General features: G+C 45.6%; 15 protein-coding genes and 1 pseudogene. All 16 read left to right on the forward strand.

All coding sequences use genetic code 11. The features are described from left to right. The 16 genes and pseudogenes from CZ434_RS19935 (at position 1) to CZ434_RS20010 (ending at position 18781) form a co-directional block, all read left to right on the forward strand. A complete protein-coding gene (locus tag CZ434_RS19935; RefSeq protein WP_077624728.1) occupies positions 1–999 on the forward strand; it encodes an ABC transporter ATP-binding protein in 999 nt (332 codons plus the stop codon). Further along, complete coding sequence (locus tag CZ434_RS19940; RefSeq protein ID WP_077624729.1) at positions 974–1945, forward strand: ABC transporter ATP-binding protein; 972 nt, start codon at positions 974–976, stop codon at positions 1943–1945. The genes CZ434_RS19935 and CZ434_RS19940 overlap by 26 nt, the downstream gene beginning before the upstream one ends. 695 nt (positions 1946–2640) lie before the next feature. After that, positions 2641–3537: pseudogene (locus CZ434_RS19945) on the forward strand (gamma-glutamyltransferase family protein); the annotation flags it as partial. 455 nt (positions 3538–3992) lie between these two features. Beyond that, positions 3993–5606, forward strand: a complete 1614-nt coding sequence (gene ggt, locus CZ434_RS19950; RefSeq protein ID WP_077624731.1) for a gamma-glutamyltransferase — start codon at positions 3993–3995, stop codon at positions 5604–5606. 26 nt (positions 5607–5632) lie between these two features. After that, positions 5633–6214 (forward strand): chromate transporter, encoded by a 582-nt coding sequence (locus CZ434_RS19955; protein WP_077624732.1) that lies wholly within the window; start codon positions 5633–5635, stop codon positions 6212–6214. Beyond that, on the forward strand, positions 6211–6741 hold the full coding sequence (locus CZ434_RS19960) for a chromate transporter (RefSeq protein WP_077624733.1): 531 nt from the start codon (positions 6211–6213) through the stop codon (positions 6739–6741). Before CZ434_RS19955 ends, CZ434_RS19960 begins: the two co-directional genes overlap by 4 nt. Before the next feature lie 873 nt (positions 6742–7614). Continuing rightward, positions 7615–8406 carry an SDR family oxidoreductase gene (locus tag CZ434_RS19965; protein WP_077624734.1) on the forward strand — a complete coding sequence of 264 codons (792 nt, stop codon included), beginning with the start codon at positions 7615–7617 and terminating at the stop codon, positions 8404–8406. 115 nt (positions 8407–8521) lie between these two features. Further along, the gene (locus CZ434_RS19970) at positions 8522–9721 is read left to right on the forward strand and encodes a processed acidic surface protein (protein WP_077624735.1); all 1200 of its coding nucleotides are present in this window, start codon (positions 8522–8524) and stop codon (positions 9719–9721) included. Beyond that, positions 9718–10374, forward strand: a complete 657-nt coding sequence (locus CZ434_RS19975; RefSeq protein ID WP_077624736.1) for a class D sortase — start codon at positions 9718–9720, stop codon at positions 10372–10374. The genes CZ434_RS19970 and CZ434_RS19975 overlap by 4 nt, the downstream gene beginning before the upstream one ends. A 139-nt stretch (positions 10375–10513) precedes the next feature. Beyond that, the gene (locus CZ434_RS19980; protein WP_077624737.1) at positions 10514–11515 is read left to right on the forward strand and encodes a sugar-binding protein; all 1002 of its coding nucleotides are present in this window, start codon (positions 10514–10516) and stop codon (positions 11513–11515) included. Then, positions 11512–12969 (forward strand): sensor histidine kinase, encoded by a 1458-nt coding sequence (locus CZ434_RS19985; protein ID WP_077624738.1) that lies wholly within the window; start codon positions 11512–11514, stop codon positions 12967–12969. Before CZ434_RS19980 ends, CZ434_RS19985 begins: the two co-directional genes overlap by 4 nt. After that, positions 12966–14390 (forward strand): response regulator, encoded by a 1425-nt coding sequence (locus tag CZ434_RS19990; RefSeq protein ID WP_077624739.1) that lies wholly within the window; start codon positions 12966–12968, stop codon positions 14388–14390. The genes CZ434_RS19985 and CZ434_RS19990 overlap by 4 nt, the downstream gene beginning before the upstream one ends. 119 nt (positions 14391–14509) lie before the next feature. Continuing rightward, positions 14510–15838, forward strand: a complete 1329-nt coding sequence (locus CZ434_RS19995; protein WP_077624740.1) for an ABC transporter substrate-binding protein — start codon at positions 14510–14512, stop codon at positions 15836–15838. A gap of 94 nt (positions 15839–15932) precedes the next feature. Beyond that, positions 15933–16937: a carbohydrate ABC transporter permease gene (locus tag CZ434_RS20000; protein ID WP_077624741.1), complete on the forward strand. Its 1005-nt coding sequence runs from the start codon at positions 15933–15935 to the stop codon at positions 16935–16937. Positions 16938–16987: 50 nt separating this feature from the next. Continuing rightward, positions 16988–17758 (forward strand): carbohydrate ABC transporter permease, encoded by a 771-nt coding sequence (locus tag CZ434_RS20005; RefSeq protein WP_425442106.1) that lies wholly within the window; start codon positions 16988–16990, stop codon positions 17756–17758. 27 nt (positions 17759–17785) lie between these two features. Next, positions 17786–18781, forward strand: coding sequence for a Gfo/Idh/MocA family protein (locus CZ434_RS20010; RefSeq protein WP_077624743.1), 996 nt, complete (start codon positions 17786–17788; stop codon positions 18779–18781). Positions 18782–18847 lie beyond the last annotated feature (66 nt).

Consider the following 18847-nt stretch of genomic DNA (forward strand, 5'->3'; position numbering starts at 1 on the left):
ATGATGGAAAAACTACTGCAAGTCGATAATCTGGTAACCCAATTCCGGACAGCGAAAGGAAAACTTTCCGCTGTCCGTGGGATATCTTTTTCAGTTGATAAAGGGGAAACGCTTTGCATTGTTGGAGAATCCGGCTGTGGAAAAAGTATAACCTCCTTATCTGTCATGGGGTTATTGCCATCGAATGGAGAAATCGCAGAAGGTTCGATTACCTTTCAGGAAGAAGAACTGACAACAAAATCAGAAGAACAAATCAGGCGCCTGCGCGGTAACAAAATGTCGATGATTTTCCAGGAACCGATGACCGCTCTAAATCCTGTCTTCACGATCGGTTACCAGTTACGTGAACCCTTGATGCTTCACAAAGGACTATCCAAGCGTCAGGCAAACACAAGGGCGGTCGAATTGCTCAACCAAGTAGGTATTCCTGATCCGGCTAAGCGCCTCAACCAGTTTCCGCATGAACTTAGCGGCGGTATGAGGCAGCGGGTGATGATTGCGATGGGACTTGCTTGTAATCCATCCTTATTGATTGCAGATGAACCAACTACGGCCCTTGATGTTACCATACAAGCGCAAATCTTGGATTTAATCGACGATTTGAAGAGAGAAATGGATATGGGTGTCGTTTTCGTGACCCATGACATGGGAGTCGTTGCCGAAATAGCTGACAGGGTAATGGTCATGTATGCAGGTGAAGTAGTCGAAATAGGGGATGTAGAAGAAATTTTCAACAATCCGCAGCACCCATATACAAAAGGGTTGCTGGCTTCTGTCCCGAATGTGGATGATGCAGAACATTCGCTTGAATCGATACCAGGATCACTCCCGAACCTTGATGAGAAAATAGAAGGATGCAGGTTCCATGCGAGATGTCCATTCGCGACAGATCGCTGCAGGGAAGAATCGCCGCCATCCTTCAAAGTCCTTGAAACGCACGAATCGAAATGCTGGCTCCAGGAGGTTAACGCACATGACAAAACAGCAACCCCTTCTTGAAGTGAAAAATGTAAAAAAATACTTTCCTATTAAAAGCGGTATATTGAAAAGAACCACAGGTAATGTCCAGGCCGTGGAAAATGTCAGCATCGATGTGTATGAAGGCGAAACACTCGGGGTGGTGGGCGAATCCGGCTGTGGAAAGTCCACGTTTGGGCGAACTGTTCTTGGGTTGGAAAAACTTACCGACGGCACGATCAAATACCGCGGCGAAAACATTGGCGGTCTGCCAGACAACAAACTGAAAAAATTCAAAAAAGAGATGCAGATGATTTTCCAAGATCCATATGCTTCCCTTAATCCAAGACAGAGGATCGGCGATGCACTGGAGGAAGCCTTCATCATCCACACCGACTTACCCAAAAAAGAACGCCAGCAGCGCGTGAGGGAACTGTTGAAGGAAGTCGGTTTGAAAGAAGAATTTTACGAGCGATATCCGCACGAATTCAGTGGTGGTCAAAGGCAGCGGATTGGCATTGCCAGGGCGATTGCCTTGAATCCATCTTTTATCGTATGTGACGAGGCAGTGTCTGCATTGGATGTTTCGGTCCAGGCGCAAATCATTAAGCTTCTCAAGAAGCTTCAGGAGTCACACCAGTTGACATACTTGTTCATTTCCCATGACTTAGGGGTTGTCCGCCATGTGTGCGACCGGGTGCTTGTCATGTATTTAGGTGCCACAGCGGAGTTGGCTAGTTCTGATCAGCTTTATCGGAACCCGCTCCATCCTTATACACGCGCACTTCTGTCGGCTATCCCGAGACCTATTCCGGGAAGGAAAAAAGACCGGATCCGTCTGGAAGGAGACTTGCCTAACCCGGCAGACTACCCAAAAGGCTGTCCGTTCCACACCCGCTGCCCATTGGCTACCGCCCAATGCGCAGAAGAACGCCCAGAATGGCGCGAAGTAGAAAAAGGTCATTTTGTCGCGTGTCATGAGGTATAATAAAGAAAAACATTTTAATGAAAGATTGTTGAAGGGCATATAATCCATAAACTGCGAACTAACATTCTTTAGCATGAATTCCTTCCATCCTTTTCGGATTGAGTGGTAAACCGCCGCTGCGGAAAAATACTCGCTTTCCACGGGGAACGCTTCAGCCTCCTCGCTGGAAAATGCACCAGCTGCGGGGTCTTCAGACTGTTCCTTTCCCGTAGGAGTCTCGCATTTTTCCGCAGCTTAATTATAATTTTTCTGATTTGGTGAGAAGTGGTCCTGAAATGTGTTTAACATGGTTTTTCCTTTGTTTTTCAAGGAATGCAAGCAATTTTTCGCTGCCTATGATAAATTTTTGATTAAGTGAGGAGAAATCGCAGAAATTTCTCTAACATGGATGTTGCTAATACCTAAATTCAGCCAACCTTGAACAGCGAAGTGTTCTGACGCAGCGAGTATATCCCCTTCATAATCATCAGAACAAGAGGAAGCGTCCCTAGAATGAATTTTACTATTTAGAGGTTTCTCTCAATCGTGAATTAATAAAACAGGCTGAATCAACTTTGAAGTGCCCGGTCAGCTTCTGGTAAGAGTAAGACAGCTGAGGCTCCTGCCAGCGGCGGGGGCATATTCTTACATAATAAATGGCTTCCGAATGTATGATGGGAAGCCAATTTTCTTTGAAAAAGAGAGGAGCGGTTTTAATGAAATCATTTGATCATTTAAATTATCCATACCCATCCCGCCGTACAACCACAGTTGCCAATAGGGGAATGGTGGCAACGTCCCAGCCACTGGCTGCACAAGCAGGACTTGATATTTTGAAGCAGGGCGGGAATGCTATCGATGCTGCCATTGCCACCGCTGCAGCCCTGACAGTCGTTGAACCGACATCAAATGGGATCGGCGGTGATGCATTTGCTTTGGTTTGGACCAAGGGAAAACTGCACGGTCTGAACAGCAGCGGTCCTGCACCGAAAAACATATCGATAGAACAAATGAAAGAACGCGGATATGAGGAAATACCGAAATTTGGATGGATGCCTGTTACAGTTCCAGGAGCTCCCGGAGCATGGGCTGAATTGTCCGAGCGTTTCGGGAAATTACCTTTGACTGACGTCTTGAAGCCTGCCATTGATTATGCGGAAAATGGATACCCAATTTCTCCGGTTCTGGGCAAGTTTTGGAAAATGGCCTACAAAAAATATAAAGAAGTATTGACTAGTGATGAGTTCAAACATTGGTTCGAGACGTTTGCGCCAAATGGCAAAGCTCCGGAAGTGGGGGAAGTCTGGAAATCCCCGGGACATGCAAATACACTTCGTTCGATTGCTGAAACCAAAGCCGAGTCGTTTTATCGTGGCGAGTTGGCTGAAAAGATTGCCGATTTTTCTAATCAATATGATGGATTCTTAACAGCTGAAGATTTGGCTGATTACAAACCGGAATGGGTAGACCCTATTTCTGTCAACTACAGGGGATATGATGTTTGGGAGATTCCGCCGAATGGCCAGGGATTGATCGCATTAATGGGCTTGAATATCCTGAAAGGGTACTCGTTTAAAGAGAAGGACTCTGTCGATACATACCATAAANTAATTATAATTTTTCTGATTTGGTGAGAAGTGGTCCTGAAATGTGTTTAACATGGTTTTTCCTTTGTTTTTCAAGGAATGCAAGCAATTTTTCGCTGCCTATGATAAATTTTTGATTAAGTGAGGAGAAATCGCAGAAATTTCTCTAACATGGATGTTGCTAATACCTAAATTCAGCCAACCTTGAACAGCGAAGTGTTCTGACGCAGCGAGTATATCCCCTTCATAATCATCAGAACAAGAGGAAGCGTCCCTAGAATGAATTTTACTATTTAGAGGTTTCTCTCAATCGTGAATTAATAAAACAGGCTGAATCAACTTTGAAGTGCCCGGTCAGCTTCTGGTAAGAGTAAGACAGCTGAGGCTCCTGCCAGCGGCGGGGGCATATTCTTACATAATAAATGGCTTCCGAATGTATGATGGGAAGCCAATTTTCTTTGAAAAAGAGAGGAGCGGTTTTAATGAAATCATTTGATCATTTAAATTATCCATACCCATCCCGCCGTACAACCACAGTTGCCAATAGGGGAATGGTGGCAACGTCCCAGCCACTGGCTGCACAAGCAGGACTTGATATTTTGAAGCAGGGCGGGAATGCTATCGATGCTGCCATTGCCACCGCTGCAGCCCTGACAGTCGTTGAACCGACATCAAATGGGATCGGCGGTGATGCATTTGCTTTGGTTTGGACCAAGGGAAAACTGCACGGTCTGAACAGCAGCGGTCCTGCACCGAAAAACATATCGATAGAACAAATGAAAGAACGCGGATATGAGGAAATACCGAAATTTGGATGGATGCCTGTTACAGTTCCAGGAGCTCCCGGAGCATGGGCTGAATTGTCCGAGCGTTTCGGGAAATTACCTTTGACTGACGTCTTGAAGCCTGCCATTGATTATGCGGAAAATGGATACCCAATTTCTCCGGTTCTGGGCAAGTTTTGGAAAATGGCCTACAAAAAATATAAAGAAGTATTGACTAGTGATGAGTTCAAACATTGGTTCGAGACGTTTGCGCCAAATGGCAAAGCTCCGGAAGTGGGGGAAGTCTGGAAATCCCCGGGACATGCAAATACACTTCGTTCGATTGCTGAAACCAAAGCCGAGTCGTTTTATCGTGGCGAGTTGGCTGAAAAGATTGCCGATTTTTCTAATCAATATGATGGATTCTTAACAGCTGAAGATTTGGCTGATTACAAACCGGAATGGGTAGACCCTATTTCTGTCAACTACAGGGGATATGATGTTTGGGAGATTCCGCCGAATGGCCAGGGATTGATCGCATTAATGGGCTTGAATATCCTGAAAGGGTACTCGTTTAAAGAGAAGGACTCTGTCGATACATACCATAAACAGCTGGAAGCGATGAAGCTTGCTTTTACCGACGGGAAAGAATACATTACGGAACGAAATCATATGGAGCATACGGTGAAGGACTTGTTGTCTGAGCAGTTCGCTGAACAGAGAAGAGCCGAAATTGCGGATGAAGCACTGACTCCAGAGCCGGGCACACCTCCAAAAGGCGGCACAGTTTATTTAGCCACTGCTGATGCCGAGGGGAATATGGTATCCTTTATCCAAAGCAATTATATGGGATTTGGTTCAGGACTGGTTGTCCCAGGAACAGGAATTTCCCTTCAGAACAGGGGTTACGATTTCTCGTTGAATCCTTCTGATGCAAACGCACTTGAAGGAGGAAAAAGATCATACCATACGATCATTCCGGGCTTTTTGACAAAAGACAACCAGCCAGTTGGTCCTTTCGGAGTGATGGGTGGATATATGCAGCCACAGGGACATTTGCAGGTCGTCATGAACACGGTCGATTTTCATTTGAATCCGCAGGCAGCACTCGATGCGCCGCGTTGGCAGTGGATGGAAGGCAAGAAATTTGTCGTTGAACCGCATTTTCCGAACCATATCGCTGAGCACCTTGTTAGGAAAGGCCATCAAATCCAAGTAGAATTGGAACAAGGCGCGTTCGGGAGAGGACAAATCATCTGGAGGGACAATGATACGGGAACCCTCTACGGTGGAACAGAGTCACGGACAGATGGCTCGATCGCTTCTTATTAATTGGTAGATGTTCGGAGGTACACCTTATGACACAATGGCACTTATTTTTAGCTTTTTTCCGCGTCGGCATTCTAGGCTATGGCGGTGGACCGTCTTCCATACCGCTTGTCCAGAAAGAGGTAGTCGAAAAGTACAAGTGGATGTCTGATGAAGAGTTTGCGAACGTATTGGCACTTGGAAACTCACTGCCCGGACCGATTGCCACCAAAATGGCCGGGTATATCGGTTACCGGGTATCCGGAATAATGGGAATGATCAATGCAGTCCTTGCTACTATCGTTCCGACGATTGTATTTTTGATTATTTTGCTTACATTCCTGGCATCGATGAGCGGGAATCCAATCGTTCAAGGGATGACGAATGCAGTCGTGCCGGTAGTTGGCGTGATGCTGGCAGTCTTAACCTATAACTTTATAATTAAGGCAAAAGGTGGACTAGGCTGGGCGCTTACAGGGATTTTGGCAGTCGGTTCTCTGATTTTGATTGAGATTGCGGGACTGCACCCAGGAATCCTGATTGCGGCACTCCTGATATATGCCCTTGTAGAACCGTCTAAGAAAGACGAGGCACCAACAGATAAATCCAGACAGAAAGGGCAGTCGGTATGATTTATTGGGAAATATTTTTAGCATTTTTTATTCCGGGAATAGTCGGATATGGTGGCGGACCTGCTTCCATTCCGTTAGTCGAAAATGAAGTGGTGGATCGATACGAATGGATGTCTGTCAATGATTTCAGTGAAATGCTGGCGATGGCCAATGCGCTTCCAGGCCCGATTGCGACGAAAATGGCAGGATATATCGGGTATCAACAGGGAGGGGTTCTTGGTTCGGTTATCGGGGTGTTTGCGACCGTAGCCCCATCATTGATATTGATGGTCGTTTTATTGAGCTTGTTGAATAAGTTCAAAGATTCTCCACGTGTCAAAAAAATGACAGCTTTGATCCGGCCGACAATCGCCGTCCTTCTGGGCGTGATGGCTTTCAACTTTTTCAGCACTTCTTATGAAGGGGCAGGGATTGGTCAAACGTTGTTTTTGATTGCGGCTAGCTATGTGCTTATGGAAAAGCTGAAAGTACATCCAGCCTTCGTCATTCTCGGAGCCTTGGGATATGGCGCCGTCTTTCTTGCTTGATACTGAAAAGAAAGCCCGATAGAAAAAATCTATCGGGTTTTTTATTTGCAAGTACCCCCATCTCCCAATATTCAAATTGCTTAGCTTGCAAAAAAGAAAGCGGTATAATAGACAAAAGCTGCTTCTAGTTGCTGTAGCGTGATAACCATATACTACGACATAACTTCAGTATGGCTTCCTACCATCCTTTTCTGATTGAGTGGTAGTCCAGCGCTGCGGAAAAATACTCGCTTTCCGTGGGGAACGCTTCAGCCTCCTCGGGAAAAGCGCCCTGCGGGGTCTTCAGACTGTTCCTTTCCCACAGGAGTCTCGCATTTTTCCGCAGCTTGGTGTAATTTTCTGATTAGGTGAGAAGTAATCCTGAAATGTATCTAACATGGTTTTCCCTAACATAAATGGATAAAAACCATTGAGTGGTGAGAGGCAGAACACGGTGACTCTTGCGTAAACATTAATCCTTGAATTCGGAACCCTGCTTTTGAAAGTTTACAACGCACTCAGAACATCGAACTTTATTTTCAAGGAGCATCACAATTTTTCCACCGCTCATATAGATTTTCTGATCAAGTGAGTGACCCTATAATATGTCAAACACGGGGTAAATCCCGAGCAAAATTCAGAAAATCGCAACCAGCGAAGGCAGAACACGCAGACTCCTGCAGGAATAGCGCGAGTCCGAAGACCCCGCAAGAAGCGTTCTTTGCTGATGAGGAGGCTGAGGCCGTGCCCGCGGAAAGCGAAGTGTTCAGCCGCAGCGAGTACCAACACTCTATAAACATCAGAATGAGAGAAAACGTCACAAAAAGTAATTTTCACGATGTCGCAATTTGCCTCAACTGAAAAATATAAAATCTATTAAAGGAGAGATAAATCATGGATTTAAAACTAAAAGGAAAGTCAGTTATTGTCATGGCCGCAAGCAAAGGGCTTGGGAAGGCGAGTGCTATGGAGTTTGCCAGAGAAGGTGCACGTGTGTTGATATCCAGCAGAAGTGAAGAAGAACTTGCTAAAACAGCCGAAGAAATCAAGAAAGAAACCGGAAACAACCAGGTCGAGTACATCGTATGCGATGTGAAGAAAGCCGAAGACATCCAGAACATGGTACAGAAAGCAGTCGACTGGAATGGAACAGTCGACGTATTGATCAACAATGCCGGCGGACCTCCCGCAGGTACCTTCGAAGACTTCGATGACGAGGCATGGCAGCACGCCTTCGAATTGAATCTGTTAAGCTTCATACGCTCGATAAGAGCAGTGCTTCCCTATATGAAAAAGCAGAAAAAAGGGCATATCGTCAATATCGCTTCCTCTTCCATAAAACAAAGCCTGAACAACCTGTTATTGTCGAATACACTCCGTCCCGGCATCGCGGGACTGTCCAAAAGCCTCTCCCAAGAGCTTGCACCCGACAATATCATGATCAACACCATTGGCCCGGGCCGGATCGAAACCGACAGGATTATGGAATTAAATAGAAAGAAGGCCGAAGAACAAGGGGTTTCTGTCGACCAAATCAAGTCCCTTACTGAGCAGGAAATACCGGCGGGCCGTTCAGGCGATCCTGCAGAGTTCGCTAAAACAATCGTGTTCTTTGGCTCAGGTGCCAATACGTACATCACCGGCCAATCCCTTGTCGTCGACGGCGGTTTAGTGAAAGCTCTGTAGTTATCTGTAATTTTTGAAAAATACAAAAAACGACATAAAAAGCCTCTATCCAAAAGCTATTTAATCGAATATACTATTCTAGATTTAATAGAATGCGAGTGATGGAGGAAGATGGATGAAGCGTGTAGTGGCAATGTTATTGGCTGTCGTAATTTGTATGGGGGTTGTGCCTGCTTCTGTGTTTGCGATCGAGACAGAGGACGAAGAATTCAATCAATTCCTGCAGGAAACCGGTTGGGAAAAACAAGCATACATCGATTACCTGGAGGAGAAAGATTGGTATTTGGATGATTTCGAGTCAGTCGATGAACTGGGTACGCCGCTTACGGAAGAGTCGGTCCAGCCAGTACTCGACAAATACGTTTTGACTAGGGAAGAATTGAATTCCCTGCTTGTCGAGTATGGCGATATCGAGGAAGGCCAGGATGTGCTGGAAGGCAGCTGGATCATCTTCTCGGAAGAACTGGACCTGTATGTTGATTTTTATTTGAATGGCTGGGAAGGGACTCTGATTGATGAACAGAACCTTCAGGAATTGCTGGACTGGTTTGAATTTGATTCCAAGGAAGAACTGGAAGGATTTTTACAGGAGTATGGCGACTCTATCGAAAATTATGAGTACATAGAAGACCTTGAATGGGCAGTCGACTACTACTTGTATGAAGAAGATTACTTTTCGGAGCTTTTCCTCCTTTTCGAAGAATTCGGCCTTACAGAGAAAGAGGTAGAAAGATTGGCTGCGCATTTGGAAACTCTCGATTACGAAGATCCTGCTTTCTCCGACAAACTGTTGGAATTAAGCGACAGGATGCTTGCATTCGAAGATTTTGAAACAGCGGATGAGTTGTCTGCTGAAGAAATCGCAGAACTTTTGGATATATACCAGGACTTTCTCGATTTGTTTCAGATGGAGGCAAAATTCTATCTTGTGAAAGACGGGGATAAACAAGCTTTGTCCTTGCAAACGATGATGACGATGACAAGTACAAATGGCTTCGATTTACTTATCGAATTATATGACAAACAGGGAGCTTTCCTTGCTGATATTTTGTTGACGGCAGAAATGTTCGGATCCGATCTAATCAAAGAAACAGGCGAAGATATCAAACAAGCTGAAGAAATCGTGACAACAAAACCAGAACCGGAAGCTGTAAAGAAAGTAGAAAAAAGCACTTCTGGACAAACGGTAAAAGGCGGTCAGCTCCCGAAAACGGCTGGCGATTATGCGCAACATGCCATGTTCGGTCTTGCTTTGACAGGATTGGGACTTTTCCTGTTCCGCCGCTCAAGAAAATGGGGCGGATCCGCTGAATGAACAGGAAAAAAGGGAGGCTGATTATCCTTGGTTTATCATGCCTTTTGGTGGTTGCAGGACTTTTTTTCATGACCACGAACGTCTATAAATTCGGGAAAGGTTACCTGATTTATAAAACGGGACAAGTAACTGCAGTGGAAAAACAACAGGCGATCAGCCATAAGCAGGCTATGCCGGTAAAACAGGAAACTGTCTCTGAGGAGAAGCCGGAAGAACAGTCGGAAAGTGAACAAGTTTATCCAGAGGTTCCCGAGCAGGGTGATTATATGGGCGATTTGATCATTCCGAAACTGGACGCAAAGCTGCCAATCTATCACGGAACAGATGAAGAGGAATTGGAAAGCGGCGTTGGCCATTATGCCGACAGTGTTCTACCGGGTGAAGCGGACAATTCGGTGTTGTCAGGACACCGCGATACTGTCTTCCGTAATCTCGGGGAAGTGGGCAAGGGGGACCTTTTAATAACCCGTACGGCAAAAGGCGAGTTCACTTATAAAGTCCGTAAAGTCAGGATTGTCGACAAGGATGACCGGACGGTAATTGTACCGAAGCCGGAAGCCACCCTGACCGTAACTACTTGTTATCCGTTTGAATTTGCCGGCGATGCACCTGAGCGATATATTCTTGTCGCGGATTTGATTTCTGCCGACTAAATAGAAGCAAGCCTCCTTCAATGGGGAGGCTTGCTTTTTTGATGGTCCGTACTATTTATCGGACGTCCGTTAGATTAACAGAGGACTTTTATAATATAATCTAAATAAAGCGTTTACATAAAATGCGAGGGGGGAGACGATGAACAATTTACCGAAAAAAACCATGTACACTCTGGGTGCTGTAATTTTTCTAGTCAGTTTATTTCTTATGCTTTATTACGGGAAAGAGACCTTTTATATGGAAAACCAGACAGCATCCTCCCAGCAAATCTACGATTACCACTTCGCCCTGATAACGGAAGAAGTAGGAAATGAGTACTGGAGATTGATAGAAAACGGAGCCAAGGAAGAAGCCGGGAAACATAACGTCTATTTGGAATATGTCGGTCCGAGGAAAAGTGATAAAGAAGAAAAACTGCATACGATCGATCGGATGATTTCATCAAAAGTGGACGGAATAATTACCCAGGGAATTCCGGGTGAGGCATTTAAAGAACTCGTTCATAAGGCCGTTGAGAGAGGTATTGACGTCATCACAGTGGATACAGATGTTCCGGACAGCGACCGCCAAGTTTATGTGGGGACTGACAATTATCAAGCCGGCTTTCTGGCAGGCAAGGCCTTGCTCAACGATACTTCAGGTGTGGTCAATGTCGGTATTGTTACTGGATCGCTCGATGCGTTGAATCAACAGGAAAGAATTGCCGGTTTCAAAGATGCATTGCAAATGGCGGATCGGGTACGGCTCGTTGATATAGAAGAATCGAACATTACGGAAATAGGGGCTGCACAGGCAGCTTATTCCCTGCTGAAGGACCATCCGGATATTAACGCACTGTTCGGCACGAGTGCTTTGGACGGAGTTGGCATCGTCCAGGGCATTGAAGAAATCCATTTACCTGAACATCCATATATTGTCGGGTTTGATATTCTCCCGCAGACAGTAGAGTTGATTGAACAGGGAAAAATCGACGCGACCATTACACAGTTTCCGATGGAGATGGGGAGACTATCCGTCCGCTACATGATTGATCTCCAGCAAGAAAAGGTCATACCTACCTTGCAAAATACGGAAACGAGTATCATTCGCAATCAAGATATAAAAAACGGGGAAGTCATCACGAAGGGTGATCAGTCATGAAATCGATCCGCAGTAAATTGATCGTCTACTTCTTCGTATTTGTCGTTTTGTTCAATATTGTATCCATCTCGATTTATGTAAGTTCCAGGACGCTGACCGAAAAATATGATGCCAGTTTCGACCGGTTCCTCGTATTAAATTCAATCTCCAGCATCTCCAATCAGTTATTTGAAGATACAAAAGCGTATGTCATGGATCAGACAGATGAAAATTTAGAGGCGTATTATGAAACCCGCAGATCATTCAAGGAACAGGAGGAACATTTCCTGGCGGGACTTGATCACAAGGAACAAACACAAGCAAGGAATTACCTTAACTTGATCGATAATGTCCTGTATGAAAGTGAGATTACGATTGGTTTTGTTCTGAAAGACGATATTGAACGATACACAGCCCATTTGAAGGAAACACAAAGCACCGCAAGTTACATTCAGGAAACGACTCTCCACTTGATCGATTTGGAGCTTACAGAATATCAGACACTTTATGCCGATTTGCAGGACAGAAACGAGTCGTTCCGGCTGTTCATTATTTTTGTATTTACGACAACGATCATGCTGGCAGTATTTTTCGCGATTTGGTTTGCCCAGGGGATCAATAAACCGATACAGCAGTTGACCAATGCTGCCAGGCAGGTTTCAAAAGGGGATTTCAGCGGCAAGCCTGTCGAGATTGATTCAAACGATGAATTGAAGCTCTTAGGCAGTTCCTTCGATCATATGAGAGCAAGTATCCATGAATTGATCAAAGAGATTAAGGATCAGTCGGAACAGGACAGGCTGATGAAGGAATTGGAACTGAAACATTTGCAAAATCAAGTGAATCCCCACTTTCTGTTTAACACATTGAATACCATATCGAAAATGGCTTATTTAGAAGATGCCCGCTCCACTTCCAATTTGATCGACTCCACTGCAGCGCTTCTCCGGTACAGTCTCGGAGATATCGAGAAGTTCGTACGATTGAAAGAAGAAGTTGCTGTTGTCGAGGATTACTTAAGCATCCAAAAAACACGGTTCTCGGAAAGAATCGACTTCAAGATCGATGTAGATGAATACTGCCTCGATTTTCCTGTCCCAAGATTGACACTCCAGCCTTTGGTTGAAAATGCCTTTATCCATGGTGTCGAAGAACAGGAGGATGGCGGGACTATCCAGTTATTCATATATGAGGAGACTTCTTCGATCATCGTCGAGGTTCGGGATAACGGTGCAGGAATGACAAGGGAAAAAGTGAGCAAGGTTTTATCATTTCCTCATACAGAGCAGGAAGATCATATCGGCCATTCCACAGGATTAGGTCTTACCAATGTGATTCGAAGACTGCAGCTTTTTTACAGACGGGAAAATATCATCCGGATTGATTCCCAACCCGGAGAAGGGACGACAATCAAACTTATGCTGCCGAGAGACTTCAACAGGATGGACCAAGATTTGGAGGAGGTTGGAACATGAAAGTGCTGATAGCAGAAGATGAACTGTTGGAGCGGAAAGCAATGCGAAAGTTTTTGGAAGACAACTTTCAGGATTTGGCGGTCGTCGGGGAGGCGGTCAACGGGCGGAAAGCAATTGAAATGGCGGCTGAACTGGGACCGGATGTCATTTTGATGGATATCAAAATGCCGGGAATAAATGGTTTGGAAGCAATCGAGAAAATACGTGCAGATAATCAGGATATCAAATTCATTCTCGTTTCGGCCTATGACTCGTTCGAATATGCCAAACAAGCGATGCGGATGGGTGTCCGCGAATATATCCTCAAACCTAGTAAAAAGGAGGAGACAATCCGGGCGGTCTTGCGGGTTAAAAAGGAAATTGCCGAACAAGAAGAACGGCGCAGGCAGGAGAGCCAGTCCGATCAACTGGCAAGAGAGCTTTTGCTGGCAAAAATCATGCAATACGACACAGGCAGCGACACGCTCGAGTTGCTTCAATCCCTTTTTCCGAATATGCAGTCTGCCTATTTCCTCGTGGCGGTCGGATGGGGAGGAAACCTATCCTCGATAGCGGAATCATTGAGGGAATGGTCTTCCGATCAATACATTTTGCAATCGGTTGACGGACAAATCGTCATTGCAGGTTTTTCGGACATTCAGCAAAATAAAGCAGCCGTATTGAAGCTGGCACGCAAATTGCAGTTGAAATTTGGGAAAGACTCATTCGTGGGAGCGGGCCATCCATGCAGGAAACTGAAAGACTTGCCAGAATCCTTTTTCCAGGCCAATTCGGCGGTCAACCAGCTCGCTGAAACGGGTGGCAGCAGCTATGGTTTTCCACCTCAGGATGGGTCGGGACAGAATAGTGCGCTGATAAGAAAAATTGTCGAAGAGACTGCACAAGGAAATGAAAAGAATGCCTTGCATTACCTCTACAAATTATTGGAGGTCGATTCCAATAGGGAAGTGTTGGTGGAATGCTACTATCGATTGAAACAAGAATTGCATGAAAAAGGAATAGTCCCACCGGAGGAATCCCTCTCTTCTATTCAAACACGACAAGATTGGGCGGGTTTGCTTAGACATGTCTGCCAGCAGGTGCAGTATTTTCACCAGTCCCACCACAAGATGGAGCGGGCCAGAAAATATATTTCCGATCATTTCCACGAGTCGATCAGCCTGGAAGATGTGGCATTACATACGGATTTAAGCCCGAATTATTTTTCCAACCTTTTTAAGGAAGCTACAGGGGAAACGTTTATCGATTATCTGACCAATATCCGGCTGCGAAAGGCCAAAGAATTCCTGGAATCCAATCAGTACAGCTTGAAAGAAATTTCTTTTATGATCGGCTATAAGGACCCGAATTACTTCAGCAGGGTTTTCAAAAAGTATTATCTAATGTCCCCGAAACAATATCAAAAGCAAATCTTAAAATAGTGAAGAAAATCATAAAAAAGTACAGAAAATCACTTCTCTATTTTAAGTACGGGTCTTCTATAATCAACATGTAAGCGTTATCTAAAGCGTTTTACAAGACAAAAGAAGGGGGCTTTATCATGAAGAAACTACTTGGCATTTTATTATTAATGATTATGGCGATCGTTTTTGCGGCCTGCAGTTCTGATTCCTCCTCCGGAAGCGACGGAGCGGAAGAGTCGGATGCATCCGCAGGCTCCGGTGATTCGGAAGAAGCTGCAGAATCAGGTGGAGACGGCGGTACTGTCGAAATCTTCAGTTGGTGGACAGGTGCAGGGGAAGAGGACGGCCTGCTTGCACTGATCGATTTATTTGAACAGGAACATCCTGACATTACGGTGGAAAACGCCGCAGTGGCAGGTGGTGCCGGTACCAACGCAAAAGCAGTACTGGCAACCCGGATGCAGGGGGATGATCCACCATCCACTTTTCAGGTTCACGGCGGAGCCGAGCTGAATGATGGCTGGGTGGCTGCAGATAAAATGGAGCCATTGAACGATTTTTATGAAGAAGAAGGTTTGATGGATAAATTCCCGCAGGATTTGATCGATCTGGTGAGCAAGGATGGCAATATTTATTCTGTCCCGGTCAACATCCATAGAGGAAACGTTGTTTTTTACAACAAAGCGATTTTTGAAGAACATGGTTTGGAAGTTCCGACCACTTACGATGAGTTCATCGAAGTGGCTGATACATTGAAGTCTGCAGGAGTCACTCCATTGGCGCTGGGTGATAAGGAAGCATGGACAGCCACCCAGATTTTTGAAAATATCCTTCTTGGCGAGCTGGGACCGGAGGATTACCGGGCGCTTTGGGAAGGCGAGGTAGCTTTTGACGATGAGAGAGTCGTCGAAGCAGCAGAAAAATTCAAAACAGTGCTTGGTTATGTAAATGAAGACCATGCTTCCCGTAACTGGCAGGATGCCGCCCAATTGGTAGGAGACGGGGAAGCAGCCATGATCAACATGGGTGACTGGGCCAAAGGTTATTTCTCCAATGACTTGAATTTGGAAACAAATGTCGACTTCGGATATTTCCCATATCCTGAAACGGATGGGGACTTCATGGTCATCACCGATACATTCGGATTGCCTAAAGGGGTGGAAAATCCAGAAGATGTGAAGTCTTTCTTGAGCGTGTTGGGTTCAAAGGAAGGACAGGATGCATTCAACCCGTTGAAAGGTTCGATTCCAGCCCGTGTCGATGCCGATACTTCCAAATATGACGAGTATGGCCAAGATGCGATGGATGATTTCAACAATTTCAACTTGACTCCAAGTCTTGCACACGGTTCTGCTGCAGCGGAAGGGTTTGTGACGAAAGCGAACCAGGCAGTCAATATTTTCGTGACACAGCTTGACGTCGAAAACTTCATCAACACATTGAAAAACGCAGCAGCTGAATTGTAAGTTAGGATGGCTTTCAAAGTAGAACGGCTGACTCGGGGCAGGGTCAGCCGTTTTCCTGAAAGGACATACCTGATGGTGAGAGGAGGAGATCGTGATGGCAGAACATGCTGTGAATAAGAGTACGGAGGAGTACTCATCAAATAATAAACAGGCGGAAAAACCGCAACATTCGCCTCAAAAAAGGCAGAAAAAGAAACTATCGAAAGACCAGCTGGTCGCGTTGGCCTTTTTGGCACCATCATTCATTCTGGTCCTTGTCTTTGTATATGGATTTATCGGCTGGACGGGGTGGGTGTCGGTGAGTAACTGGAATACCCTTGTTCCGGATTTTTCTTTTGCAGGATTGAAAAACTATGCTTATTTGTTCAGTGACTACCGCTTTCAGGCGGATGTCAGGAACACGGTCTTTTTTACAATATTATTCATCGGTCTCGTTATTCTGTTAGGGCTTGGTTTGTCGATTTTGATCGATCAAAAACTGAAGGGCGAATCCTTGTTCCGAAACATCTTCTTGTTTCCGATGGCTTTGTCCTTTGTTGTGACAGGTGTCGTCTGGCAATGGCTTCTCAACCCTTCGACAGGCTATAATCAATTTCTTTCCGTATTCGGTATCCAGCCGAAATGGTACACAGATACAAATATTCTGGCAGGGTTCGAATGGGGGAGCATTGAATTCGGGCTGCCGGTGGCCATCATTGCGGTAGTCATCGCGGCGGTCTGGCAGATGACAGGTTTTTCGCTTGCCATGTACTTGGCGGGATTGCGCGGAATTCCTGACGAACTAAGAGAAGCGGCAAGGATGGACGGCGCTTCCGAGTTTCAAGTCTACCAAAAAGTGGTATTACCGATGTTGATGCCGATCACGGTCAGCGTGGTCATCATCATGGCCCATATTTCATTGAAAATATTTGATCTTATTTATGCAATGACCGGTTCTGGCGCCAACTTTGTGACAGATGTACCTGGGGTGTACATGTTTGAAACGACCTTCCGCGGTAATTATTATGCAAACGGTGCTGCGATTGCCATCATCATGCTGCTTCTTGTGGCGGTCTTTATCGTTCCATATTTGTTGACCAACAGAAGGAGTGATCATTAATGGCGACATTCAATTTGTGGAAACCGTTCAAGTATTTGATTTTGATCGTGATGGCGGTCGTCTTCTTGACACCTGTCTATGTTATATTGGTAACAAGCCTGAAACCGCTCGATGAAGTATCGCTCGCCAACATGTGGGCGCTTCCGTCCTCGATCGATTTCAGCAGTTATACCCATGCATTTTCGGAATTGGCTCCAAACTTCATGAATAGTGTCTATTTGGTTGTACCGGCAACCTTGTTGTCGGCATTGCTGGGCGCGATGAATGGATATGTGCTCTCTAAATGGAAGTTCAAGGGTTCAGAAGTGATTTTCACGGTCATTTTATTCGGGATGTTCATTCCCTATCAAAGTATCTTGATTCCATTGATCCAGTTTCTGAGAAACATAGAGTTGTACAATTCGATTGCAGGTTTGATTCTGACCCATGTTGTCTACGGGCTGCCAATCACAACACTGATGTTCCGGAATTTTTATGCGAACATACCTGACACGATGCTGGAGGCCGCCAAAATCGACGGAGCAAGCTTCCTCGGGATATTCCGGCATATCATCATCCCGCTGTCGATCACTGGCTTTGTTGTGGTGGCGATTTGGCAGTTCACCAACATTTGGAATGAATTCTTGTTCGCGGTGACCATCACCAACTCTGACAGCCAGCCGATCATGGTAGCTTTGCAAAACTTGTCAGGAAGCCAGATCGTCCAATGGAACGTCCAGATGGCAGGTGCGCTGTTAGCGGCATTGCCGACACTGCTTGTATATATTTTATTAGGCAAATACTTCGTCCGGGGATTGCTTGCTGGGTCTGTAAAAGGTTAATCAAATTTTACGTAAAGGCGGGATACTTTGGACAAATTGAGATGGGGAATACTAAGCACGGCCGATATCGGCCGGCAGCAGGTCATTCCTGCGATTAAACGATCAAAAAATGGAGAAGTAACGGCGATGGCCAGCAGGAGCCAAGAGTCGAAACAAGTAGCAGATGAACTCGACATCCCGAAATTTTATGACAGCTACCAGGCTCTTCTGGAAGACCCGGATATCGATGCTGTCTACATCCCGCTTCCGAACAGCCTGCATAAACAATGGGTATTGGAAGCGGCCAGGCAAAAGAAACACATCCTTTGTGAAAAGCCTGCTGCACTGAATGGCGAAGAGCTGGATGAAATGTTGGCAGCCTGTGAGGAAAACGGTGTCAGGTTCATGGAAGCCTTTATGTATCAATTCCATCCACAGCACCAACGGGTAAAGGAATTGGTCCAAAATAAAGAAATCGGGGATATCTCGTTGATCCGCTCCAGTTTTTCTTTTGTCCTGGACGACAGCTCGAACATCCGCATGATCAAGGATTTGGGTGGGGGCGCCATGTATGACGTGGGCTGCTATTGCCTTCATTCCATCCGGCATATTCTAGAGGAAGAACCGGAATCCGTGTATGCGAGCGGGAAGCTTCATGATCAGTCGGGTGTCGATACCAATGTCGCCGGTGTCCTTGCATTTTCTGGCGGTGTAAAAGGCATATTCGATTGCAGCTTCCAAGCCGCGCCGCAGAATTATTACGAAGTGATCGGCACAACCGGCAGTATCGAAGTGCAAAATGCATACCGCCCGGATCTGAATGAAAACGGGGAAGGCCTGCTCCGGATTAAAAGGTCGAATGGTGAAACGGAAGAAGTGGCGATAGAGGGAGATCAATACAAACTCCAGGTCGAACATTTTGCCGAAGCTGTCCTCACTAATCAACCTTTATCATATGATAAGGAAAAGATGCTTAGCCATACGAGGATAATGGATGCCGTCTTTACATCGATCGATACTGGTGAGCCTGTGCTTTATAAGTAAATAAACAGTCATCATAATTTCCCCTTAATTATGTTGATATAACCCGGAAGCTGCCTGCATGGGCGG

Origin of the sequence: Sediminibacillus massiliensis, from assembly GCF_900156915.1 — a bacterium.
GTDB classification, from domain to species: domain Bacteria; phylum Bacillota; class Bacilli; order Bacillales; family Amphibacillaceae; genus Sediminibacillus_A; species Sediminibacillus_A massiliensis.